The sequence below is a fragment of the Methanocella arvoryzae MRE50 genome (assembly GCF_000063445.1).
Classification (GTDB): domain Archaea; phylum Halobacteriota; class Methanocellia; order Methanocellales; family Methanocellaceae; genus Methanocella_A; species Methanocella_A arvoryzae.
Genome location: NC_009464.1, coordinates 189,193 through 211,540, shown reverse-complemented (window position 1 = coordinate 211,540; position 22,348 = coordinate 189,193). Strand labels below are relative to the sequence as shown.

Genomic DNA, 22,348 nt, shown 5'->3' with positions numbered 1-22,348 from the left:
CAAAAATTCTTACGGAAGAATATTCTGCTCATCGAAGTACTTCTTGGCACCGGGGTGGAGCTCAATGGACATGCCCTTCAGCGCGTTCTCCCTGGTGATCTGCTTGGCGACCGCGTGGGGGTAGCTGCTGATCGGGTTGCTGGAGTCGTACATCGCTTTCAGCAGGTTGTATACATCGTCTTCTGGAATGTCCTGGTGAGCGACGAGCATGGCCATGATGGTCACAGTCTCCGTGTCGTGGTCGACACTTCTGTAGGTGCCAGCGGGCAGCGTCTGTGATGCGTAGAACGGCGAGGCTGCCATCAGGGCATCTCTCTCGGGGCCGGAAATAGGCACGATGTAGATGTCGTTGGTCGTAGCCAGTTCGGAGATGGCTGCAGTGGGTGCACCGCCAGTCCAGAAGGCTGCGTCGACCTGGTCGTTCTTCATCATTTCAGCTGCCTGTGCGAGCTTGACCGACGAGGGCTGGACATCGTTCTCAGTGAGGTTGTATGCATTCAGGATCTCCAGCGCATTGAACCAGGAGCCGCTGCCGCGGTCGCCCATGACTACACGCTTGCCCTTCAGGTCACTAACGCTCTTGATACCGGAGCTGTTAAGGGTGATGATCTGGATGGTCTCAGGGTAGAGGCAGGCTACACCCTTAATCATAGTAAGGCTGCCCGAAGCCTCGAAGTCACGTTCGCCACGAACTGCGGCGTATGCCACATCGTTCTGGATGGTGGCGAAGTCTACACTCTGGTTGCTGAGCAGACGGCAGTTCACGACCGAAGCACCGGTGGCCTCAATAGCCATGTTGTACCCGGTGCTGGCGTTGTTCGCCGCCTGGGCGATCCCGCTGCCGATCGGGTAATACGTACCAGCAACGCCGCCGGTAGCGATGGTGTATTGCTTGACTGGCGTGGTGCACCCGAGGGACACCGCTGAGAGCAGCAGTACTGACAGTACTACTAAAACAGAGACTATTTTCTTATAGTTATACATAGTTATCCTCCCATCTTCGAGACCATGCTCGAAATTCGTAAGATATTTTACATCAATAATCGTATTATTAATAAACGTTTGTGTAGCGTGCTTTCATGTAGCATGCAAAATAAAATTTATATAACTTGGGCCTGTCTAAGGATTCTATGCTCGACGTGCTGCTTACCGGCCTGCTCATCGGTGCCACTCACGCTGTTCCCCCGGGGCCTATCACTTTCGAAGTTTTGAAAAGAGGCATAACGGAAGGGTTCTTATCGGCGATCAAAGTGGACGCAGGTGCGGTACTGGCAGACATCATCTTTTTCATCCTTATCATGCTCGGCCTGTTGCAGATTTTGAATAATCCGGCATGGAGGATTGTAGTATGGATAAGCGGGTGTATTCTACTGCTTTTCCTGGGAATCAGGGGGATTATCAGGGCTCTTAAATCCGGTAGCACAAGCCATGGCAGCGCAGCTGAAGATGAACCTAAAAGGGAGAGCTCCGCCTTCCTGACGGGCTTTTTAATATGCATCACAAGCCCGTTTGCCATCATCTGGTGGACCGGAGTCTTCGCAGGGTCTGTAGTTCTCTCAAGCCCGGGAATGGCTTCTATGCTCTGGATGTTCGCAGGTATTGCGATTTCAGTTTTCGGCTGGTATGCCCTGATAGGTGCTTCGGGCACATTGGGTAAAAAAGTACTGCAGGGCAGAATGACGATGATACTCTCATTGATCTGTTCTGTTACGATGATCCTGTTCGCAGCAATATTATTCTACCGCGGGTACGTATCGTATTTTTAGCGACAGATCAATCTGTATCTTTTTCATTAGTTTCAAAATGTATAGATTAAATTAATATGCTATTGCAACTTATGGCATAAGTTGAGGTCTCTACTTTGCAGGAAACTACAACTGCCAGAATGACTGACAAAAAAAGTACGATAACGTCAAAGGTCTTTTGCGTAAATACCGGGCATACCTATGTGTATGAGTTGCAAAATGGTGAGATCATATCTGAAGAGAAGATAATGGTTTAAGTGCAGAATCTTCTTTATACTTTTAAGTCCTATTTATCTTCCTTTTATATCCATCAGAACAATTGATTCTTATAACATCAAAACTTATTTAACACATAGCTACATTCGTATCTCCGAATAGCATGGAACTTAAGCCGTTGCAACTTCTGGTACTCACGTCAGCCGTTTTTATATTCACCTTCGGCTTCGGGATTATTATTCCGATCATACCCTATTATACCAGAAGCGTCAACGCTACCGCATTTGATCTGGGGCTGCTCCTCGCCACATTCTCGTTTCTCCAGTTCTTCTGCGGGCCGATCTGGGGTAAAATATCCGATCACATCGGCCGGAAACCTGTCATCATCTTCAGCCTGCTGGGCTTTACCCTCGCATTCGCAATGGTGGGCTTATCGAGCCAGCTCTGGATGATCTTTATTGCAGTCTCAATAGGAGGTTTCTTCTCTGCCGGCATTTTTCCGGCTGTACTGGCCTTCGTCGCAGATATCACTCAGCCATCCGAACGGGCAAAGCTGATGGGTCTGATGGGTGCAGTTTCTGGCCTGGGCTTAATACTTGGGCCATTCGCTTCGAGCCTTCTCGCTGTATATGGGCTATCTGCACCGTTTTTTGCGGCCGCGCTAATTTCGTTCATCACTATGATTGGCTGTATGGTACTGATACCTGAATCCATCACTTATACTCAGATAGTCAAGATAAGGGATGCAGTCAAGCCACTGTCTATGCTCAACATGATCATAGAAACGTTCAGGCACATGTTTACTGCGTTGAAAACAGGCCTGGGCGTCTTTCTGATGGCCATGCTGGTTATCAGCTTTGCAATTTCCGGATTCGAAGGGACCTTCACTTACTTCCTCATGGACAAGATCGGACTGTCCAGTGTGACCTCCTTCGTCAAAGTCTTCGATAGTGGTATTCACCTGACTGGCCCTGAGGCAATGGGGATTGTCTTCGCAATGATGGGAGCGGTAAGTGTCATTTGTCAGGGCCTGATAGTGGCGAAAGCTATTGAAATGTTCGGGGAAGAGAAAGTCATTATATTTGGTCTTTTAATCGCTTCAGTGGGGATGATCCTCCTTCTGACTTCCACAGACCTGGGTACCGCTCTGATCTATATTTGCATAATCAGCGTGGGCAGCGGCCTCGTATTCCCGTGCTTGAATACTGTGGTCTCCCGACGCACTGACGAGCGAAACCAGGGGGTAGCCATGGGCATACTGAGCTCATACGGAAGCTTCGGGCGGGTGCTGGGCCCAATAGTCGGGGGCTATGTTTACGTGATCAATATAGCCTTTCCCTATGCGCTATCTGCAATAGTTATGGCACTTTCAGCGGCGGGGCTTTTTGCCTATATGCTTATGGGACTCTGGAAGAAAAAGAATTCTGAAGCACTTGATCAGGAAATTTTAGTTAATGTTAATAACTAAAATATAGCTAAATCTTGACTATGTCGAGGACTCTGGCATACTTTAGATCATCTGTATTGAGGTCCGTCTTAGTCTCGAACAGCAGCATCCCGTCGGTTTTGCACGATTCGATTTTTGTCTCATAAATTACTGACTGGTTAAATGAAGCATATTCAAGCGACGAGTCCAGGATCTTGCTGCTCATTATAGACGCCTTGTCAAAGTTGGTATTACGTAACTCTGACGAGTAAATTTCAACTCCTGACATGAATGATGAAGAAAGATCCGTGCCGAGAGCGTTTACTCTGTTTAAAGAGCATCCGGTCCACTTCGAGTTGGACATCTTACAAAGGTGCATGTCTGAGCCTTCGAAACGGGATTTGTAAAAGACTGACTCACCGAAATCTCCCTGAGACATGTCGGCGTTTTCGAAAACACACTTAAAGATCTTAGTCTTGCGCGCGATGACCCTGTTAAGCCTGGCATTTTTAAAGCTGCAGTTGATAAGCTGGCAGTCATACAGGTTCAGGTTTTCTAGCGTTGCACCTTCAAAATTGACGTCGACAAACTGCATGCCATGAAAATCCGCCATGCTAAGGTCCGCGTGACTCAGATCTTTTTCTCTGATCCCCCCGGAAAAATTGGATTCTCTTAGTTCCAGCAGATATTTTGTTTTTTTCATAAGCGCATTGTCTGGCATAGTCAGGTCACGAATAACAAGATCATATCCTTCCTGCTGGTATATAAATCTAAACATTGAACCACAGGTGAAAATATTTTGGGCCTGAGGTTCTGTGTGCTGTAAGTTTCAAGGCTTGAGTTATTTGCAAACAAAAGTAAATTAATTTTCAGTATACAATAAGTTATACATATAATATAATATGTTGTAGTGTAATATCTACAATATATTGTATATGAAAATGTAAATTTATAATTTGAAAGATGAAAAAGTAGTTTTTTTACTATTTATTTTTATTATAATGTTTGTGACTCAGGTAACCTACATTAAATTAAAGACATTATACATATTTCATATACACTATTTTGTATATGTTATAGTGTAATAGGCAATAAAAAATTTCAAGTATTTTACAATTTAATGCAAAATTCTTAAGCCTTGAAATTATGCTCCCGGCCCATTTTGAGTATGATTAGCGTTGTGTCGCAAAATGCTTATTTTGCGACATAAAGGAGCCCAATTTATGGATTACCATATAACTGGTGGTACAGATACTGGGTGACATTATTATATATTTTGAGAATGACTTTAGCATACAATTCATTTGCTATTATCTCCGGCCCCGGGATGTCCACGGGCCTATGCACCTTTTTCATTGAATAACTCATAATACTTTTATCTCTATGCCGCTCGTTCCTCTTTTGGGGTGGTATGCTGGATATGTGTAAATCACTATACAGCCGTGATGATCAAGGTGTCGTTTTACTAAAAGCCATGTTTATACTGGGGATACTGGCAATAGTCACTGTCTTAATCGCCGGAGTCGGATTATACCTGGTCTTTGGATCTGGCATTAAGGGCGATCTAAAGGAAATGCTCGGTCTGGATCATGATAATAAAGTGGCGGTCGTGTATATCGAGGGCAAAATGATCGCCGACAAGTCTAATGATCCAACTGACGATGGGGCAGCCTTTTCCAGTGAAGTCGTCAGGGCAATAAGAAAAGCCACAGCGGACGATAGTATAAAAGCTATCGTGCTCAGGGTTAACTCCCCTGGTGGTACGCCGGTAGCTGCTGAAGAGATCATCGCTCAGATCAACCGGACGAAAGCTAAGAAACCGGTGATCGTATCTATGGGTGATTCAGCTACATCGGCCGCATACTACGTATCGGCTAGTGCAGATAAGATCTTTGCTAACCCAGACACGTTTACGGGTAGCATCGGCGTCATCTGGGTTTTCAAGAACAAGACCCGGTATTATAACGAGGAAGGTATCAATTTCTACATTGCCAAATCCGGGAACTACAAGGATGTTGGAGCAGACTGGCGGGGCCTGTCGGAAAATGAAAAGTCGTATATTCAGAGCATCATAAACGAGAGCTACGAACGGTTTGTCACCGCAGTCGCTACAGGCCGCAATTTGCCTGAGAATCAGATCAGGGCAATCGCAGACGGTCGCGTTATGACTGGCACGAGTGCTAAATCAATGGGTCTTGTTGATGAGATAGGAGGCCTGTATGATGCGATCGAGTATGCTGCAAAACTGGGGGGCATTAAGGGCGAGCCAGTGATCGTACACATGAACGAGCCGGGCTCGAAAGGTACCTAATCCAGGCCTAATCAAGGCCGGGATCAAATCTGTGAGAGCGGATATGCACGAAGTAACGTCTTCATTTGAAGACATACTGGACAGGGTTTCGAGGTCCCGGATTACTCTGGTCGCCGGCATCAGCGATACGGGCAAATCGACGCTTGTACGCAGGCTGGCAGATGAATTACCAGCCATGGTCGTAGATTCGGATATCGGCCAGAGTGATATGGGACCGCCCTCAGTCGTGTCCCTCGGCTATCGCCGGGAAGGCCGCTTCCATATGACTGACGGCTACTTCGTAGGCTCTGTTACTCCAGCCAGACATTTTTTGCAACTGATGGCGGGCGTATCGAGAATGGTACTACAGTGTAATCGTTATCCACTGATAGTCAATACCACGGGTCTTGCAACCGGGGGAATCGGGAGGACGCTGCTTACGGAGAAGATCAACGCGGTCTCGCCGGACTTAATCATCACTATCTCGACTGATAATGAGCTGTCATACCTGAACGCGTTTCGGAAATGCGGGATAGAGATCATGAACATGATGCCCGGCCCGGATGTTCGTGAAAAGAGCCGGGCGGAAAGAAATCTGTTACGAGGCAGGGCTTTTCGAGAGCATTTCGAAGGTGCCAGTGTTCAGAGTATAGCACTTCAGGATACTGGCATAGAGCGATCGCTGCTCAATAACGGAGCTGTCGTTAGCCCCGATACTATTCGGTCAGAGCTGGGCTTTGACGCCGTCCATGTCGAAGTATCCGGGGACGAAGCCATTGCAGTGTTCGAAGACCTGGTGCCCGAACGCGAAACGATCGCCCTGGCATTCGGCACTAAAGTAATCAGTGCATATGCGGCTTCGGATTTTGAGAACGTGCTGGTAGGCATCATTGATCGCGACGGGCATTTATCAGGCCTGGGAATTGTGAAATCGATCGACTTCGATAGAAAAGTCATCAACATACTCACATGTGCGAAAGACTTCTCCGTCATCCAGTTCGGCACAATGAAACTGGATCCCGAAACCTTTGCCAGTGCAGGCCAGTTCCTGCCTTCCTTTTACCGTGCATAACTCTTATGTATGCTCAGAGACAGTTATCATGGACTTGTTATGACAATCAAGGCTGAATCTCGCTTAATCATCGCCATGGACGTTACCGACAGAAAAGAGGCGCTGGCTATTGCCGAAAAGCTCGGCGGCGCCGTCGACGCGATCAAGGTGAACTATCCTATTGTACTCTCCTGCGGGCTCGGTATCATCGGGGAGCTAAAGCAATACACTAATGTTATAGCAGACTTTAAAGTCGCCGACATTCCCAACACTAACAAGCTCATCTGTGAAGAGACTTTCAAGGCAGGTGCCGACGCTATCATCTGTCAGGGCTTCACTGGCAAAGACAGCGTGCAGGCCTGTGTCGACGCAGCTAAACAGTATGGCAAAGAGGTGTTCGTGGTCACAGAAATGAGCCACCCGGGCGCCCTTGACTTCCTGCAAGGCCACGCCCTCGAGCTGGTAGATCTCGCAAGAGCTGCAGGAGCTAACGGTATCATAGCACCGGCCACCAGGCCAGAACGCCTCGCCATGATCCGGCAGCGTGCAGGCGACATGAAGATACTCTCTCCCGGAGTTGGAACTCAGGGTGGCGACGCCGCATCGGCTATCAAGGCAGGCGCCGACTTCGTGATCGTGGGAAGAAGCATTTATAATGCACCTGATCCATATCAGGCTGCAAAAAATTTCATAGAGCAGCTGCGCCGATGATGACAAAAACTGCTGAACTGTGATGAGCCCTATGAGTCCTGAGGCGCACCTCAGCTTTTTATTTTTGTGATCTACCTTTCAATTACATCACGTATTTTATCAGGAGCAATATCCCCATCGCGGCTACTCCAATACATGATAATATTGCATCGATCATCCACCGGTTTTTCTTGGGAATGTTATACTTGGGCTTGGTCAACTCCTGCCGGAAGCACAGTCCAGCGAAGATGATGAGGACCAGCATCGTAGGCATATCTAAAGAATATATGATCGCTTTTGCCGTATCGCTATCAATAATCAGCTTCAAGCCCATATTCTGCACGTAGATCATCGTAGCTACGTACACCACCAGCATAACACCTGTTATGAATTTAGCCAGTTCGATGGTCTTGCGGCTTATAATATAAATGCACCAATATATAATATTCTGATTTGCATAAAAATGTTACCCTGCTGCCGCCTGCAGTGCTTACCTGGTATGTCTATAATTATTGCTCTGGTTGCGGATTGCGGCGAATAAGTATATCGCTTTCAGACATGTATCGTCATCTGATGTCAGTTGTGGGTACCAGGGGAAAAGGATTACTGCTATTACTAATAATTCTTGCCGGTCTGGGTTCTGTAGGTACAGTGACTACTGCAGATGTTCCTGCCGTGGACATTAATACTCTATCACCAGGAAAAGTCGTGTTTCTGGAGCACAGTCTGATTGCTAACGGAACGGTGGTCAGCGGAGAAGTTCCTTTCAGGGCAGTTAACTTTCCCAGCTACTGGTTCAACCAGAATACCCGGCAACTAAATGGCAATATCGACTTCGCCCTGAACGATTCGCTGATCGCTATATTTGGGGATATATTAACTCTCCGGGGCGACTTTGGAGCAGGCACAGGTAACAAGCTCTTCGGTATCTACAGCCTGCCCACGAAAGCTGATCATGCGACCATATATTCTATTGACTCGTATGGCACTGTCTGGCTTTACGTCAATGATCAGTATGTGTCCCTCAGGCCGGGAGAAGAATACAGGTTCAACCAGACTGAAACTATACGGGAAGGTACAGGCACGGTCAACGTAGTCTACCAGCACCTGTACACAAATCACGGCCTTATTAATAAGAACGCTATCAGTACCCGGATGATAGTATGATTTTTTAACTAAATAGCCATCTACTATGAATTACTTCTGCTGTAGCCGGGTCTTCAAATACTGGCCGGTATAGGACTCTTCAACCTCCGCCACTTCTCCAGGAGTGCCTTCTGCTACCAGCCTGCCCCCTTCTGCTCCGCCTTCGGGGCCGAGGTCGATGACCCAGTCAGCTGCTTTCACGAGATCGAGGTTGTGCTCTATGACAATTAGGCTATTCCCCGCGTCGACCAGCCGCTGGAGAACCTGTAGCAGGCGGGCAGTATCTGCAGGGTGAAGGCCGGTCGTAGGCTCGTCAAGCAGGTACAGGGTGCGGCCGGTGGAACTGCGCCCAAGCTCTCTGGCCAGCTTTAACCGCTGGGCTTCGCCGCCCGAAAGGGTGGTGGCTGGCTGGCCTAGCTTTAGGTATCCAAGGCCCACGTCGGACATGAACTGCAGGCGCGATGCAATGGCCGGAACATCTGAAAACAGCTCGAGAGCCTCTTCAACAGTCATCTCCAGCACCTGAGAAATGTCGTAGCCACGATACTTGATTGCCAGTGTCTCCCGCTTGAAGCGGCGCCCTCTACAGGCAGGACACCGCACTTCAACTTCGGGCAGGAAGTGCATTTTTACGGCCAGCGTGCCTGCACCCTGGCACCGTTCGCACCGCCCGCCGGGGACATTAAAGGAGAACTGCCGTGCAGTTGCCTTATTCTTTTTTCCATCCGGGGTAGCAGCAAACGCTTCCCTGATCGGCGTGAAAGCGTCGGAGTAAGTGGCAGCATTCGAGCGGGGTATGCGCAGGATCTGGCTCTGGTCGATAGTGATGACCTTGTCGATGTATTCCCAGCCCGTGATCGAGTCGTGGTCTCCGGGTTTTTCGCTCGTGCCGTTCAGGCGCTGGTGTGCTGCCGTGGCGAGGATCTTAAAGATCAGCGAGGACTTGCCTGAGCCTGACACGCCTGTGACTGCTACCAGCAGCCCTAACGGGATCTCAATGGTCAGGTTATTAAGGTTGAAGTGGCGTGCTCCCTTTATCATCAAGGCACTCTGACCCCGCTTGCGGCGGGTTTCGGGTACCGGCACGGTCATCGTACCAGCAATAAAAGCGCCTGTCAGTGAACCTTCAGTCTGTGCCACTTCTGCCGGCGTGCCTGCAGCAACGATCTGCCCGCCATATTTGCCGGCGCCGGGGCCGATGTCGATCAGGTAGTCGGCTGCTTTTATCAGTTCGAGATCGTGTTCTACAACGAGGACGGTGTTGCCCAGATCTCGCAGCCTTCGAAGAACACTGATGAGACGTCCTGTATCCCGCTGGTGGAGGCCTATCGTCGGCTCGTCGAGGACGTACAGCATACCTGTCAGCCCTGACCCCAGCAATGCAGCCAGCCTCAGGCGCCGGGCTTCGCCAGCAGAGATAGTCGGGGTCGAACGCTCGAGAGTCAGGTAACCCACCCCTACTTCTATAAGTCGTCGGATCCGTTCCTGCAGGTCGTCGAGGATCGGGCGGGCAAACAACATTTCCTGATCGGTTAATTGCTGCGGTAAGCTCTGTAGCCATGCATCCAGATCTTTAAGCGACAGCCTGGAAACTGCGTCGATCGATAAGCCTGCGACTGTAACTGCCCGACTCTCCGGGCGCAGGCGGGTGCCTTCGCAGTCCGTACAGGTCTGAGTGGTGAACAGGTCATCCAGTTTTTCACGATATGCCGCATCGCTGGCATGCTCGTCATATCGGCGCATTAAAGTAGTGATTACGCCCTCAAATCGACCCTTTGCGCTAGTGGAAGGTGGTTTGATGCCCGGGAAGTGTCGCTTGAATTGCGGGCTGTCAGTGCCATAGAGTAAAAGGTCACGTTCCACAGGCGTATAATCTTTGACCGGTTTCGTAATGTCGAAAGTAAAGCCATAATATCTGCCTGCAGCCTGTAGAATCTGGCCGTTGCGATTGTTGTGGAAATCTGTCCAGCCATACACGGCATTTTCTGGTATACTCCTGTTTTCATCGATAAGGCGGCTGACGATGGCCTGCCGCACTACGCTCAGCCCTGTGCAGGTTGTGCATGCCCCCTCAGGCTTGTTGAACGAAAAGTGTGCCATGCTCAGCTCTGGTAGTTCCCTTCCGCAGCCGGGACAGGGGAATGTTTCGTCGGCACTCTCATCAGACTCGTCTTGCCAGTCATACGCCTGAGACTCGAAGCCCATCGGTGGCACCTCCATTCCACAGTGCGGACAGTTGCGGTGGCCAATGCGTGCGTACAGAACCCGTAGATAAGTAAATATATCCGTCACTGTACCTACGGTCGATCTGGGGCTGTGGTTCAGAAGATACTGATCGACGCTGATCGTGGGAGACAAGCCGACGATGGAATCCACAGGCGGCCTGGTCCGCCCGAATGTGATCATGCCCAGTGATTCCATGTACTGGCGCTGGCCTTCCTTTAGAAGAATGTCCATGGCGATGGTGGATTTTCCAGAGCCTGAGAGTCCGGTAATCACCACGATCTTGTTTTTCGGTATGTCCAGATTTACATTCTTGAGGTTATGCAGTCGGGCATTACGGATCTCGATTGTTGAATGCATATATGTCCCCGGGTCAGCGTAGAAAATACGACTAATAGTCCCTGTACGACATGGTCTTGAAAATACTTTATGGCACAAGCTTATAAGAAGTCTGCAGATGAACGCTGCGCTGTGATAGTCCTGATTGCTAACGTGTGGTGAGACAGCAATACGAACGCTGCGCTGTGCCAGGCCTCGCAGATTTCACAGATTGAAACAGATTCCACAGATTACTAATGGATAGCACGGATAACGCAGAATCTGATGATTCTGACCGATTCCACGGATAAACAAAAAATATTCTGATCGACTGTCTTATGGTTGCTATCGGCGTTCGAATAGCAGCGTATTCCATCTGTGATATCGTGTAGTTATCTGTGGATTCAGCAGAGAAATCTGTGTAATCAATCGTAATCTGTGGTATCTGTGAGGATTAGCACAGCGCAGCGTTCGACAACGTTCACCCACATAGAGACAACTGGTTGGAAATATCCCTGTAATACTGACAGCCGGCACAGCGCAGCGTTCGACATGCTATCTCGGGGAGCTTGTGCAATCAGGCAAGGCACACCACAGCATTCTTTATTGTTCATAGGTTTATAAGCAAGGGCAAGGCTCAGTCATTAAAAGTTGAAAAGGCTACCTGAAAGTACGACACAGTAATGATCACATAATATATTTCTATTATGGCACCTCCATAGAACATGATGTCCAGACCTGCCAGAAATCGTTATTTGCCGATGACAAAAGATGAGCTGAAAGCCCTCGGATGGGACCGGTGCGACGTAGTCATCGTCAGCGGGGATGCTTATGTCGATCACCCGTCCTTCGGGGTGGCGATCATTGGCAGGGTGCTGGAAAAAGCCGGCTTCAGAGTCGGGATCATTGCCCAGCCGGACGTAACGGATAAAACGTCATTTTCCCGGCTCGGGGAGCCTCGCCTGTGCTTCTGCGTGACGTCGGGTAACGTGGACTCGATGGTCAACAACTATACGGCTAACAAGCGGCTGAGATCGGATGACGATTACAGCCCCGGCAACAGGCCGCACATGAGGCCGGACCGGGCAGTGACGGTCTACTGCAACAAAATACGGGAGACCTACAAGACCATACCGATCATCACCGGAGGCCTGGAAGCGAGCCTCCGGAGGTTTGCACACTACGATTACTGGGATGATAAAGTGCGTCAGTCCATACTGGCCGACGCGCCAGCCGACATGATCGTCTACGGAATGGGGGAGAAAACGATCGTCGACGTAGTCGGCAGGCTGAAAAACGGAGAGCGCATAGCCGATATTACTGATATACGAGGGACCACCTACAAGACCCGGAAGATCGGCGATCTTTCGGATTTCATTGAACTACCCGACTTTAAGGCTGTATCCACAGACAAACGGGCATTTGCAGAAGCCTTTAAAACGTTCTACGATGAGCAGGACCCGTATTACGGGCATACGCTAGTGCAGAGACACCCAAAGACGATCATAGTCCAGAATCCTCCTGCTCTTCCTCTGACGACTGCCGAGATGGATGCAATCTATGATCTGCCCTATACAAGGTACCCTCACCCGTCTTACAAAGAAGATATTCCTGCGCTCAGGACTGTGAGATTTTCAATAACCAGCCATCGCGGTTGCTTCGGGGGCTGTGCCTTTTGTGCCATTACCGCTCACCAGGGAAGGATGATCCAGAGCAGGAGCCAGGAGTCCATCCTCAGGGAAATAAGAGCTCTGACAAAGCTGCCGGAGTTCAAAGGTACGATCTCCGATATAGGAGGGCCCACGGCGGACATGTACATGCTCGGCTGCTCTAAACGGTCGACCCAGGGCATGTGCAGGGATAAGCTCTGCCTGTACCCTGAGCCCTGCCCGAACCTGAATAAGGATCACTCCCGGCTGATCACTCTGCTTAACGAGGTCCGGAAAGTGCCGGGCGTTAAAAATGTGTTCATAGGCTCTGGTATCAGGTACGATCTGGCCATGCAGGACGAGCAGTATCTCTACCATATATGCAGACAGAACGTCAGCGGTCAACTGAAAGTCGCCCCGGAGCACGTGTCCAGAAACGTCACCGACGCCATGTGTAAGCCTTCTATCGAGGCTTACGATAAGTTCGTGAGCAAGTACCGGGAAATCAACAAAGAGCTGGGCAAAGAACAGTACATTATCCCGTACTTCATCTCCGCTCACCCCGGCTGTACGCTAAAGGACGCCATTCAGCTTGCGGAATACGTCCGGGATATGGGCTATTATGTGGAGCAGGTGCAGGATTTTACCCCGACTCCTTCGACACTGTCGACATGTATGTACTACACTGGATATAATCCGTATACTGGCCAGGAAGTTTACGTGCCGAAAAGTGTGGAAGAGCGCAGGATGTATCGGGCGTTGCTCCAGTACAAGAACCCGGAAAACTATGACCTGGTGAAAAAGGCGCTTATCTCTGCAAATAGAAAAGACTTAATTGGCTATGGACAAAACTGTCTGATCAAGCCTGTCCGTCCTGCAATCTATAAGAAGCCAGGCCGACGAAAGCCGTGATCAATTTGTTACCTGGTGATTATCCACGAGATCATACAGGTTTTTTCGATTTCGGTTGATGAGCAGTATCCTGTAGATGTACGGCTTCGCGCTCTCGTAATCGAACTTACCGTAATTACTGTAGTATATTGACGTCAGTATCATGGAGACCATGTACCGCTCTTTAACCGAATCTGTATCGTTGATCTTCCACCCATTCCTGGCACGCTGCACGTCGCAGCTCGACGGCATTTTAGAGCGCAGGTACTGGCTGCTGCCGAAGATCGTGGAAGGCATGTATTTGCATAGCAGCGGCTTGACAAAGTGGATTGAGCAGAGGTTATCCTTGAGGAACGGGCACCCGTCTTCCCGGGTAAGGTACGCCATCGGGGTGACACTGCCGCCTATGACCATCTCCTTACAATACTCCTGGAAGAACTCATCCGGCCCCATGTCGAGGAAATCAGCTATCCGGTAGATATCGTCCAGAGTCAGCGGTAACATGCTATTCGACCGGCAGCAGTTCCCGCATTGCCGGCATTCGAAGCGATCTTTAATAGTCTCCTGCATAAGGCTACCTTAAATAGCTTTGTTTATATAATTACAATAAGATAACACTTATAGCGTGTAGCACTATATTACGCGGGAAAACCGGGATATATGCGTCAATTATGCAGGTTCGGTCCTTAATCGATTGCTACTTGCACTTGCTACTTGCCAAGCGGGTGCGTCCGCCCGTACATTTCTTTCAGCTCATCGACATTATAGTGGGTGTATATTTGCGTCGTATTGAGCGATGAGTGGCCGAGCAGCTTCTGGATAGCCACGACGTTTCCTCCGTTCTGGAGCATGTGTGTGGCAAAACTATGACGCAACTTATGGGGTGTCACGTTTTTATTGATCTTTGCCCGGCGGGCGAGCTGTTTGATGTCCCGCTGAACCGTACGGGGTGTCAGGTTGAAAAGCCGGTCGTCATTGCTGAGACTGGCAGCGTAGTCATACATTTCTTTGACTACTGTTTCCGGAACAAGAACGATCCGCTCTTTGGCTCCCTTGCCGAATACTTTGATCGTACACCGGTCGAAATCGATGTCTTTTTTCCGGATGTTCACCAGCTCTGAAACCCGCACGCCGGTTGCGTATAACAGTCTTACGATAATTCTGTCACGAGTGTCGATCGCCGTATCGAGCAGATCGTTCATCTCAGAGACTGTCAGGTATACCGGCGCCTTCTTATCCAGCTTGATATTGTTGATGCCTCTCGTGGGGTTCGAGGAAACATAGCCATTGTCGAGCATGAATGAATAAAAGGATTTCAGGACGCTCAACACGTTAGCAACCGTCGTTTTCGACAGGTGTTTTTCGAACATGAGGTAGTTCAGGTACCGCACAATCTCCGGCCGGACGACCATTTCAGGCTGTTTACCCGTATACTTATAAAACCGGTTGAGGATCATGCCATACTGCCGGATAGTGCCAGGGCTGGACGATAGCCTTTTTTCATCGATAAACACAGCTACGTAATCCATCCCAATCCCCATACACACATGGGCTTAAGATAAGAAAAATTTATTGCTGCCACACTGCGATATATCAGTTTGCCGTCTTCAAAAAATTCTTATAGTATGATATCGATGTAGATGAGAGAAATACTTATTTCGGGAGAATGAAATAAGTATTAAAGTACTTTGTTTACAACCTGCAGGGATGGCAGAGCGGCTAATGCGGCAGACTGCAGATCTGTTTTGTGGGTGTTCAACTCACCCTCCCTGCATTACCAGATTTTTTAAAGAGTCCAAAAAGACCTGAACAACCTCGTCCCCGGCATCGTCTCCTGGAACGCGAACTTCATGATTGTACTAGGGCTATGCATTTCCATCAGGCTATACGGATTCCTGTAAGGCATGATCCAGGTCGGATATGCTGTATCGCCCTCATATGCATTGTCGAGTATAGCGCCAAGGTGAGAGTTCCGCCACAGCCTTTCTATAATCGTAGTATTGTTTATGTGAGCGGGAGTGGCGTCAAAGTCCAGCGTCTGACTTGACAGGACTACCGGCATATCTGAAGCTCTGGCGTTAAAGCCGCTGTTATTGATGCCTTGCATCGAATAAAGTCCCCGTAACTCGCTCGTGGCAGATGTGGCTGCAAATGGGGGCAAGGTTATTCTTGTCTGGTTCATATCCCGCAACTCGCTATTATTAAACAGGTTACCCTGGTTCACCATCTCGGGGAAGAACAGGGTATTACCGGAAAATTTAGCCGTAGTCACAGGATATGCTGCTACAGATACTCCTATGCCTACCGGTGGAGCCCCGTAGTTCAGGCAGGGATAAAACGGCATGTTTGCTGCAAAATAGCCTGTGCTGGTAGCAAGTATGGACTCGTCACTCGTCTGGGTGATGGCTACGCCATTATTCTCCGGGAAGGAGATCCCGAGCGTTTCGGTATCCGCGGTTGACAGGCTCTGACTGTGAAACAGCTCCTGAAACATGCCGCTATTTATCTCGTCGAGCCCCATGACTATGTTGCCTGTCCGCAGCTCATACTTGCGCTCGTTTGAAGCGCTTGCGTCCATGGATACCGAGGTTAATACCATGCACAGGACGATTAGCAGTGCGGCAGCCGGGCTCACCGGCCTTATACCATGTACCCTCACAAACCCACCTTGATGTCTTTTTTATCTTGATATGATACCCGTATTCCCTTGTACTATCGGGCAATAATTATACGTTGACACCATTAGTTTCGGCATGCGGACGAAAAACGCAGAAAAGTATCATTTTTAGCGTTCACATAACCAGGGGCCTGAGTTATCAGCTCATCGATGAGGGTTATCCGGAGCTGTGGATATGGTGTTAACACAATTTTGGTTAATGTTCACCGATGGGGGTATTTGCAGCAAGCTCCGGACGCTTAATATATAAGCATCTTCCCCTTAATATCTTTTTTGCAATTTTCAAAAGAAAATTACACAATTGGAAGTTAGTTTAATAAATTTATATGTCAAAATAAGTACTAAACGGGGGCTATGCCCCCGCATTTATATGGCTTAACACACGGAAGCTTTAGCGTTCCTGAGACTTGCCCCTTTCAATTAACTCGCGGACTTTCTGGCCTCCCTTGTGGCCGATCTCGCGGTAGAAATCGGGGCCGTGCCTCTCCTTGGTGGTGTTTCCGCCTCGTCTTCCAGCTTCCCTTACACTGATTTCACCTTTCGATTCTTTTCTAGCCATAACTATCACTAGAACCAAATCTACCAGCGTGTTTATAATAATATGCCAAAAAAATTATAGAATAAGTAAAAAGTACAAAAGAAATTGGTGCTTTTCGGTTTATTTCTTGGAAGGCACTTTGAACAGTGACTTGGGGTTCCTTTCGAGCTCACTGTACTCCAGGGTGGCTGTGCCGACTTTTTCGACGTTAGCCTTGTAGATCTTGCCTTTATTTTCGGCTGCAGCCTTCTTGATCCACTCCGGAGCATTGGCCGGTGCCGGAACTAGTTCACGCCTGCCATTGAAGTAATGGAGCTTCTTAGTTCCCTTTTCCCGAAGTACGATGTTAGTAATGCCACGGTTTGCCGCCTTTAAGGCCGCATCCCTCGGCTGTGCTCCACTGTAGGTTCCCACTTCTTCACCTTTCTCGTTTATCAGACCAAAGTTCTTCTTTTCTCTGGACGAAGTGCTCTGTGTTTCCTTCTTTGCCGTAGTGATCGGCCTCCTTCAAGCTTATCTATAAAGCAGGAATAATATTTAACAGTTGTTGTCGCCTTCTCACCCTTTATCTGATGATCACGCGGCAAACAGCGGTCAGATTCTCTGGCCGGAGAATTTTTGGATGTGTGAAATAAATTGTTATATCGTGTATAAGTATAAAAGAATTATAAATTGGTGATATAATTATCAGCATATGCCGATCGTATCTCATCAGGAAAATTCGGTACGCCGCACGCTATAAGTTGGGACGGGGGACCGGAGGTAATGGCCATAATATTATTACTAACTACTCCAGCTACTCATCGGAAGAGTCGCTCCGGGCCCCTTTTTCCTGGCCTGGAAACTCTCCCGTCACCCAGCATGCGTTGTTTTTCCTGAAATTGATCTCTTCCCGGTGGAGCATCCTGGCCAGCGTTTCTGCATCGAAGCCGAGACTGCCGTAATCCCGGATAAGCTGTGCTTTTCGTCTCTCCCAGCGGCGGCTGATGTTCTGCAGGTCCTCGAGGCCCCTGGCACAGAATTCAGGCGTATTACACCCGTCAGCATCCCTGAGATTGAGGCGTACAAAGACGTCACTGCCCTTGATGATGCCTGGCTTGCTATTAACTGATGATGCAGCGGGCTGAGGCAGTACCTTCTGCTGTTGAGGTGCAGCAACTTCCGGTGTCACGTCCTTTATGAATTCACCGCCGATGGCTTTGCACTTCGCTTCCATCTCGGCCAGGAAGTCGGCATTGTCGGACTCTATGAACATAGTCATGGGCATGTCGCCGGAAAAAGAGTCGCTCAGGATCATGTCCATGATTGCCCGGTCGATGTACACGCCGTCACCGGTTGCCGCGCTGACCCAGCCATTCTTGCCGCTATCCCAGGACATACCGTACTTCTTGATGATGTTCTTGATTTTTATTTTGTTTTCTGAGTAGATCTTATGCGGGATGGCGACCTTTATCATGTGTACCTACTTTAACTGGTACCGCTATATATTTTTTCAGGCTTTACCATCATGCTTCGCTCATTGCCGTGTCCAGACAGCCCTTGATATGTATAACCCTGACTTCCGGAGTTCGTTGAGACTGCTTATGAACGTGATCTACCCATTGATCGTAGAACTGGGCGAAGGGAACTCCCGTACTTTTGTAAAATGCGTCCCCGAACCGGGGATAGGGGCTTTTCACTATATCGATAAGCACGTCGGTACCAAAAGTCCGGGCTATGAACTTGCAGAGGCTGAACGACTGCAGGTATCCATTCTTGGTTACCGAATAATTCTTGCTGTCCACTGCTTCGCCGATCTGCTTTATATTCATGCAGCCCTGGCTGACTATGTATTTACTAACCTTCACATCGTCCAGCGGTTCGTCAGAAAGCACCATACACACTCCTTCTTCCAGCCACCTGAACTCAGCTTCATCCTTATCGTCGAGCAGTTCGTTCAAACCAAGGTGGCATATCTCGTGCTTTGCTACGACAGACAGCGAAGAAGGATTTTTAAGAGTATCACCCCTGATGACGATGGTACTGGACTGGGGATTCCATGCAGAGAAAGCTTCTACATGTTTACCCACTTCATCCATCTGGCCGTCGTCCACGACTATAACTTTAATCGAGTCTGGCAGATTGCCAAGATAGCCGTCGATCGTCCTGTATGCGTTTTCCAGAATCTTACCAGTACCAGGTGTCAGGTACTCCATATCTGTGTACCTGATGGTAAAATGGTCAGTCCGTTCTCCGATACTCACCGACAGGAGAAGAAAAATGCACACCAGAGCCATCCATCTCATGCTTGGGCTATTATCGCGCCAATTATAAAGCAAATACCGAAAAACAACGCGACGCACAGGCTTATTACCTTATCACAGAGTGTGCGGGACGATGAGTATATAGTGACTATAATTGTATTCCAGGCAATCCGGCCACAAGGGAGTGTGGCAACAGGCACAACGTAGTGTTCATTTACAATTCCCGGATCAAATTGCTAACACATCTTGTTAGCAGATGTTGCCCTACCCATAAACTGCATCATAAGACTGGTAGAGAACGTAGACTACGGTAGGCAGCTTTGCCTGCTCGATGCTGCCATTGTGGATGAGCCTTGCCCGTACGCCGTTCTCGTACAGGGGTAAAAAGTTGCGGGACATGACGAGGTCTAAATATCCGTCCCATATCTCTATAGCGTCTTCTTTGTCTTTGCAGAGGCGCCTGAACTCGAGGTAGGTCGTCACAAGCATAAAGTTCAGCTTTTCGTGAATCTCCTGCTGCTCGTCCTGTCCTATCACGTGCACTACATCGTCCGACAGGACTGTGACACAGCCATAGCTTTCTCCGTGGACGTCGTACACTTTACCTACGGTATAGCAGGCAGTGTCATTGTTTTTCTCTACGCCAAATATAGCGCAGGCGTCCTTTATCAGGTCCATATTATTGACCAGGCCAGTAATGTCTTCCCGGGCTTTCTCGTCCCCGATACGCCCGTCCTTGGCCTCGCAAAAGTACTCCTGAAGCGGATGTGTCACTTGAACCTCCAAGGATAATATGCTCCAAGGACTAAATAGTTTCCACTTACCAGACGAAAACAAACGTTATAAGTTATCGGGGCGATATGGAACTCGTGGATGTACGGCATCTTATAAACGTTAGAGTAGCCGCTGTGATCCTGTGGGCAGGCTTGATCATCGCAGCAATAGCGATCGTCGGGCCGGAAAACCTGGCAGACAGCTACGGGAAGCTCACTCCTGAAGGAATCAAAAGCTTCGTGCTCTCCTTCGGGGCGCTGGCAGTTATCGCCTATATTGCACTCAGCCTGCTACGCCCGTTCTTTTTCCTGCCCCTGACACCGTTCACTATCGCATGCGGGTTCTTGTTCGGCATAGCGGGAGGGCTTACGATGGCGATGATCGGGTCGACTCTGAGTGCACTACTGGTGTTCGGCATTTCCCGGTACCTGTTCCAGGATTATGTAAAGAGAAAAATTTTGGTTAAGTATCCTGCGGTGGATGAACGTATCCAGGAGAACGGCTGGCGGTACGTCCTGTTCCTGCGACTGCTGCCCATAATACACTACGATGTAGTCGGCTATCTCGCCGGTGCGTCCCGGGTAAAAGTCAAGGATTACCTGTTCGCTACGATAGCTGGCGAGCTTCCGGGAGCTACCATCATGGTGATCTTTGGCTCCTCTTTAGACCAGCCGGGCTCAGTTATGTTCTACATCAGCCTGGCCCTCGCCCTCAGCCTTCTCGTGCTGCCTGAAATAGCCCGGCGGCTGATGCGCAAGAGCACATAATCGCATTGTCACTTCCAAAGAATTTAATATATCTAACATGCAACTTACTTTGAGTCGCCATTTCAAAGGATGATCGAGAAATATGCGATTCACCATATTCTTAAGAGGTGAGCCTAACGTCCCTCAGGTTTTATAATACACTGACACAGACAGTCGAGGATTTCCAGCCGCTGGATGACAGGAAAGTAAAAATGTACGTCTGCGGCCCGACCGTCTACGACTACTGCCACATGGGACACGCCCGGTCGTACATTGTCTTCGACGTCATCAGAAGGCACCTGTTATACAGGGGCTACGATGTGACTTACGTCCAGAATTTCACCGACGTGGACGATAAGATCCTCAAGCGGGCAAAGGAGCTGAATGTAGACCCGACTGAGCTGTCGAGAAAATTCATCGCCGCCTACTTCGAGGACATTGATCGCCTCAATGTTATGCGGGCCGATCATTATCCAAGAGTCACGGAGTTTATGGACCCCATCATAGGGATTATTAAGGCTCTCGTGGATAAGGGCTATGCGTATGAGTCTATGGGGAGCGTGTACTTCAGCATCGACCGGATGGTGAGCGAAGTGGGCGTCCTGTCTCACCAGACCTATGATTCCCTGAAGGTCGGCGCACGCATCGAAGTAGACGAGCGCAAGCGCAATCCCATGGACTTCGTGCTATGGAAGGCAGCAAAGCCCGGAGAAAGCCTGTCATGGGACAGCCCGTGGGGGAAAGGCCGCCCCGGCTGGCACATCGAATGCACGGCCATGTCAGTAAAGCTGCTGGGCGAGCAGATCGACATCCATGGCGGAGGCATGGACCTCATCTTCCCCCATCACGAATCTGAAATTCTGCAGTCGGAAGCCTACACCGGAAAGGTTCCGTTCGCAAAATACTGGATCCACAACGGTTTCTTACTGGTGAATAAAGAAAAGATGTCCAAGTCGCTGGGAAACTTCTTCCTCATCCGGGACATCCTCCAGAAATACTCCCCGGAGACAGTCAGGTTTTTCATCCTGAATACCAACTACCAGGGCCCGCTCGACTTCAGCGACGCCGGCCTGGAAGAAGCCAAAAAGAGCCTCGCCCGCATCCAGAATACTGTATCGGATATAACCGACAGAGCAGGCAAGACCGATCAAAAGGGCAGTGATCAAGACATATCCGCATTAATTGCAGAAAGCAAAGCCAGATTCGACGAGCACATGGACAACAATTTCAGCACCAGAGAGGCCATTGCAGAGATCTTTGAGTTCACCCGTACAGTAAACCGGCTCCTCAGGGGCAGCTTTTCCGCCGACGAGGCAAAGCAGATCGCAGGCCTCTACGATCACTTCTCGAACATCCTCGGCATCCGTTGGGAAACAGAGCAGAAGGAAGACATGCTCGCCGACGAGCTTATGAAGCTTATTATAGACATCCGGGCAGCCGTCCGCAAAAAGAAAGACTACGAAACCTCCGACCTCATCCGCAGCCGGCTCAAAGATCTGGGTATTACCCTCGAAGACACCAAAGAAGGGGTAAAAGTCAAGCGACAATAAGTAGGAAAAATTACTATTTTTTAACCGTAATAGACGACGCCAGTGACTATCTTAAAAGACAAGCTTACGTATTCCTCATGAGCCCCGGGCTGCTAATCGCTTTCTGGTAACCATATTTGGAGTAATCGCTTATTGATTAATTATTTATAATTAGGCTATCAAATACAGAATTATC

Annotated in this window: 21 protein-coding genes and 1 tRNA gene; 10 read left to right on the top strand and 12 right to left on the bottom strand. The window is 49.1% G+C overall.

Annotated elements, in window-relative coordinates:
- Positions 1-9 precede the first annotated feature (9 nt).
- Positions 10-984, bottom strand: a complete 975-nt coding sequence (locus tag RCI_RS01035) for a TAXI family TRAP transporter solute-binding subunit (protein WP_012034528.1) — start codon at positions 982-984, stop codon at positions 10-12.
- A 146-nt stretch (positions 985-1,130) separates the two neighbouring features.
- Here RCI_RS01035 and RCI_RS01030 point away from each other — a divergent pair, with 146 nt between their 5' ends.
- Both RCI_RS01030 and RCI_RS01025 read left to right on the top strand, forming a co-directional pair.
- Positions 1,131-1,766 carry a LysE family translocator gene (locus tag RCI_RS01030; protein ID WP_012034527.1) on the top strand — a complete coding sequence of 212 codons (636 nt, stop codon included), beginning with the start codon at positions 1,131-1,133 and terminating at the stop codon, positions 1,764-1,766.
- Positions 1,767-2,124: 358 nt separating this feature from the next.
- On the top strand, positions 2,125-3,429 hold the full coding sequence (locus tag RCI_RS01025) for an MFS transporter (protein ID WP_012034526.1): 1,305 nt from the start codon (positions 2,125-2,127) through the stop codon (positions 3,427-3,429).
- 7 nt (positions 3,430-3,436) lie between these two features.
- Here the strand turns inward: RCI_RS01025 and RCI_RS01020 are convergent, their stop codons facing one another.
- A complete protein-coding gene (locus RCI_RS01020) occupies positions 3,437-4,108 on the bottom strand; it encodes a pentapeptide repeat-containing protein (protein ID WP_048198859.1) in 672 nt (223 codons plus the stop codon).
- A 699-nt stretch (positions 4,109-4,807) separates the two neighbouring features.
- Between RCI_RS01020 and sppA the strand changes: the two genes are divergently transcribed.
- Genes sppA through pyrF form a run of 3 tightly spaced genes read left to right on the top strand, consistent with a single transcriptional unit; the run spans position 4,808 to position 7,439 of the window.
- A complete protein-coding gene (gene sppA, locus RCI_RS01015; protein WP_231844892.1) occupies positions 4,808-5,698 on the top strand; it encodes a signal peptide peptidase SppA in 891 nt (296 codons plus the stop codon).
- Between the two features lie 43 nt (positions 5,699-5,741).
- On the top strand, positions 5,742-6,749 hold the full coding sequence (locus RCI_RS01010) for a Clp1/GlmU family protein (RefSeq protein ID WP_048197781.1): 1,008 nt from the start codon (positions 5,742-5,744) through the stop codon (positions 6,747-6,749).
- A gap of 45 nt (positions 6,750-6,794) precedes the next feature.
- Positions 6,795-7,439, top strand: coding sequence for an orotidine-5'-phosphate decarboxylase (gene pyrF, locus RCI_RS01005; RefSeq protein WP_048198856.1), 645 nt, complete (start codon positions 6,795-6,797; stop codon positions 7,437-7,439).
- Between the two features lie 82 nt (positions 7,440-7,521).
- On the opposite strand, the gene RCI_RS01000 is transcribed toward pyrF, so the two are convergent.
- Positions 7,522-7,788 carry a hypothetical protein gene (locus RCI_RS01000; protein ID WP_148266470.1) on the bottom strand — a complete coding sequence of 89 codons (267 nt, stop codon included), beginning with the start codon at positions 7,786-7,788 and terminating at the stop codon, positions 7,522-7,524.
- A 203-nt stretch (positions 7,789-7,991) separates the two neighbouring features.
- Here RCI_RS01000 and RCI_RS00995 point away from each other — a divergent pair, with 203 nt between their 5' ends.
- Positions 7,992-8,585 carry a hypothetical protein gene (locus RCI_RS00995; protein ID WP_148266469.1) on the top strand — a complete coding sequence of 198 codons (594 nt, stop codon included), beginning with the start codon at positions 7,992-7,994 and terminating at the stop codon, positions 8,583-8,585.
- 30 nt (positions 8,586-8,615) lie between these two features.
- Here the strand turns inward: RCI_RS00995 and uvrA are convergent, their stop codons facing one another.
- Positions 8,616-11,147: an excinuclease ABC subunit UvrA gene (gene uvrA / locus RCI_RS00990; RefSeq protein ID WP_012034519.1), complete on the bottom strand. Its 2,532-nt coding sequence runs from the start codon at positions 11,145-11,147 to the stop codon at positions 8,616-8,618.
- Between the two features lie 686 nt (positions 11,148-11,833).
- Between uvrA and RCI_RS00985 the strand changes: the two genes are divergently transcribed.
- Entirely contained in the window at positions 11,834-13,666 is a 1,833-nt protein-coding gene (locus RCI_RS00985) for a YgiQ family radical SAM protein (protein WP_048198854.1), read from the top strand.
- Here RCI_RS00985 and RCI_RS00980 read toward each other — a convergent pair whose 3' ends face one another.
- Both RCI_RS00980 and xerA read right to left on the bottom strand, forming a co-directional pair.
- Entirely contained in the window at positions 13,667-14,215 is a 549-nt protein-coding gene (locus RCI_RS00980; RefSeq protein WP_012034517.1) for a YkgJ family cysteine cluster protein, read from the bottom strand. It abuts the gene before it with no gap.
- Between the two features lie 140 nt (positions 14,216-14,355).
- On the bottom strand, positions 14,356-15,174 hold the full coding sequence (gene xerA, locus RCI_RS00975; protein WP_048197777.1) for a site-specific tyrosine recombinase/integron integrase: 819 nt from the start codon (positions 15,172-15,174) through the stop codon (positions 14,356-14,358).
- A 172-nt stretch (positions 15,175-15,346) separates the two neighbouring features.
- Between xerA and RCI_RS00970 the strand changes: the two genes are divergently transcribed.
- Positions 15,347-15,419: transfer RNA gene (locus RCI_RS00970), tRNA-Cys, on the top strand.
- A gap of 12 nt (positions 15,420-15,431) precedes the next feature.
- On the opposite strand, the gene RCI_RS00965 is transcribed toward RCI_RS00970, so the two are convergent.
- From RCI_RS00965 to RCI_RS00940, 6 genes are all read right to left on the bottom strand, one after another.
- A complete protein-coding gene (locus RCI_RS00965; RefSeq protein WP_012034515.1) occupies positions 15,432-16,304 on the bottom strand; it encodes a hypothetical protein in 873 nt (290 codons plus the stop codon).
- 409 nt (positions 16,305-16,713) lie between these two features.
- Complete coding sequence (locus RCI_RS00960) at positions 16,714-16,881, bottom strand: KGG domain-containing protein (protein WP_048197773.1); 168 nt, start codon at positions 16,879-16,881, stop codon at positions 16,714-16,716.
- A 99-nt stretch (positions 16,882-16,980) separates the two neighbouring features.
- Entirely contained in the window at positions 16,981-17,358 is a 378-nt protein-coding gene (locus RCI_RS00955; RefSeq protein ID WP_048197771.1) for a non-histone chromosomal MC1 family protein, read from the bottom strand.
- A gap of 298 nt (positions 17,359-17,656) precedes the next feature.
- Positions 17,657-18,316 carry a hypothetical protein gene (locus tag RCI_RS00950; RefSeq protein WP_012034513.1) on the bottom strand — a complete coding sequence of 220 codons (660 nt, stop codon included), beginning with the start codon at positions 18,314-18,316 and terminating at the stop codon, positions 17,657-17,659.
- A gap of 49 nt (positions 18,317-18,365) precedes the next feature.
- Positions 18,366-19,145 carry a hypothetical protein gene (locus RCI_RS00945; protein WP_148266468.1) on the bottom strand — a complete coding sequence of 260 codons (780 nt, stop codon included), beginning with the start codon at positions 19,143-19,145 and terminating at the stop codon, positions 18,366-18,368.
- A 222-nt stretch (positions 19,146-19,367) separates the two neighbouring features.
- On the bottom strand, positions 19,368-19,877 hold the full coding sequence (locus RCI_RS00940) for a hypothetical protein (protein ID WP_148266467.1): 510 nt from the start codon (positions 19,875-19,877) through the stop codon (positions 19,368-19,370).
- Positions 19,878-19,963: 86 nt separating this feature from the next.
- Here RCI_RS00940 and RCI_RS00935 point away from each other — a divergent pair, with 86 nt between their 5' ends.
- Entirely contained in the window at positions 19,964-20,644 is a 681-nt protein-coding gene (locus RCI_RS00935) for a TVP38/TMEM64 family protein (protein ID WP_012034510.1), read from the top strand.
- A gap of 107 nt (positions 20,645-20,751) precedes the next feature.
- On the top strand, positions 20,752-22,173 hold the full coding sequence (gene cysS / locus RCI_RS00930; protein WP_012034509.1) for a cysteine--tRNA ligase: 1,422 nt from the start codon (positions 20,752-20,754) through the stop codon (positions 22,171-22,173).
- Positions 22,174-22,348 lie beyond the last annotated feature (175 nt).

Bases quoted from the DNA above. Each gene is read 5' to 3' on its own strand.
- RCI_RS01035 (WP_012034528.1), bottom strand. From the start codon at position 984: ATGTATAACTATAAGAAAATAGTCTCTGTTTTAGTAGTACTGTCAGTA.
- RCI_RS01030 (WP_012034527.1), top strand. From the start codon at position 1,131: ATGCTCGACGTGCTGCTTACCGGCCTGCTCATCGGTGCCACTCACGCT.
- RCI_RS01025 (WP_012034526.1), top strand. From the start codon at position 2,125: ATGGAACTTAAGCCGTTGCAACTTCTGGTACTCACGTCAGCCGTTTTT.
- RCI_RS01020 (WP_048198859.1), bottom strand. From the start codon at position 4,108: ATGCCAGACAATGCGCTTATGAAAAAAACAAAATATCTGCTGGAACTA.
- sppA (WP_231844892.1), top strand. From the start codon at position 4,808: ATGTGTAAATCACTATACAGCCGTGATGATCAAGGTGTCGTTTTACTA.
- RCI_RS01010 (WP_048197781.1), top strand. From the start codon at position 5,742: ATGCACGAAGTAACGTCTTCATTTGAAGACATACTGGACAGGGTTTCG.
- RCI_RS00995 (WP_148266469.1), top strand. From the start codon at position 7,992: ATGTCAGTTGTGGGTACCAGGGGAAAAGGATTACTGCTATTACTAATA.
- uvrA (WP_012034519.1), bottom strand. From the start codon at position 11,147: ATGCATTCAACAATCGAGATCCGTAATGCCCGACTGCATAACCTCAAG.
- RCI_RS00985 (WP_048198854.1), top strand. From the start codon at position 11,834: ATGTCCAGACCTGCCAGAAATCGTTATTTGCCGATGACAAAAGATGAG.
- RCI_RS00980 (WP_012034517.1), bottom strand. From the start codon at position 14,215: ATGCAGGAGACTATTAAAGATCGCTTCGAATGCCGGCAATGCGGGAAC.
- xerA (WP_048197777.1), bottom strand. From the start codon at position 15,174: ATGGATTACGTAGCTGTGTTTATCGATGAAAAAAGGCTATCGTCCAGC.
- RCI_RS00960 (WP_048197773.1), bottom strand. From the start codon at position 16,881: ATGGCTAGAAAAGAATCGAAAGGTGAAATCAGTGTAAGGGAAGCTGGA.
- RCI_RS00950 (WP_012034513.1), bottom strand. From the start codon at position 18,316: ATGATAAAGGTCGCCATCCCGCATAAGATCTACTCAGAAAACAAAATA.
- RCI_RS00945 (WP_148266468.1), bottom strand. From the start codon at position 19,145: ATGAGATGGATGGCTCTGGTGTGCATTTTTCTTCTCCTGTCGGTGAGT.
- RCI_RS00935 (WP_012034510.1), top strand. From the start codon at position 19,964: ATGGAACTCGTGGATGTACGGCATCTTATAAACGTTAGAGTAGCCGCT.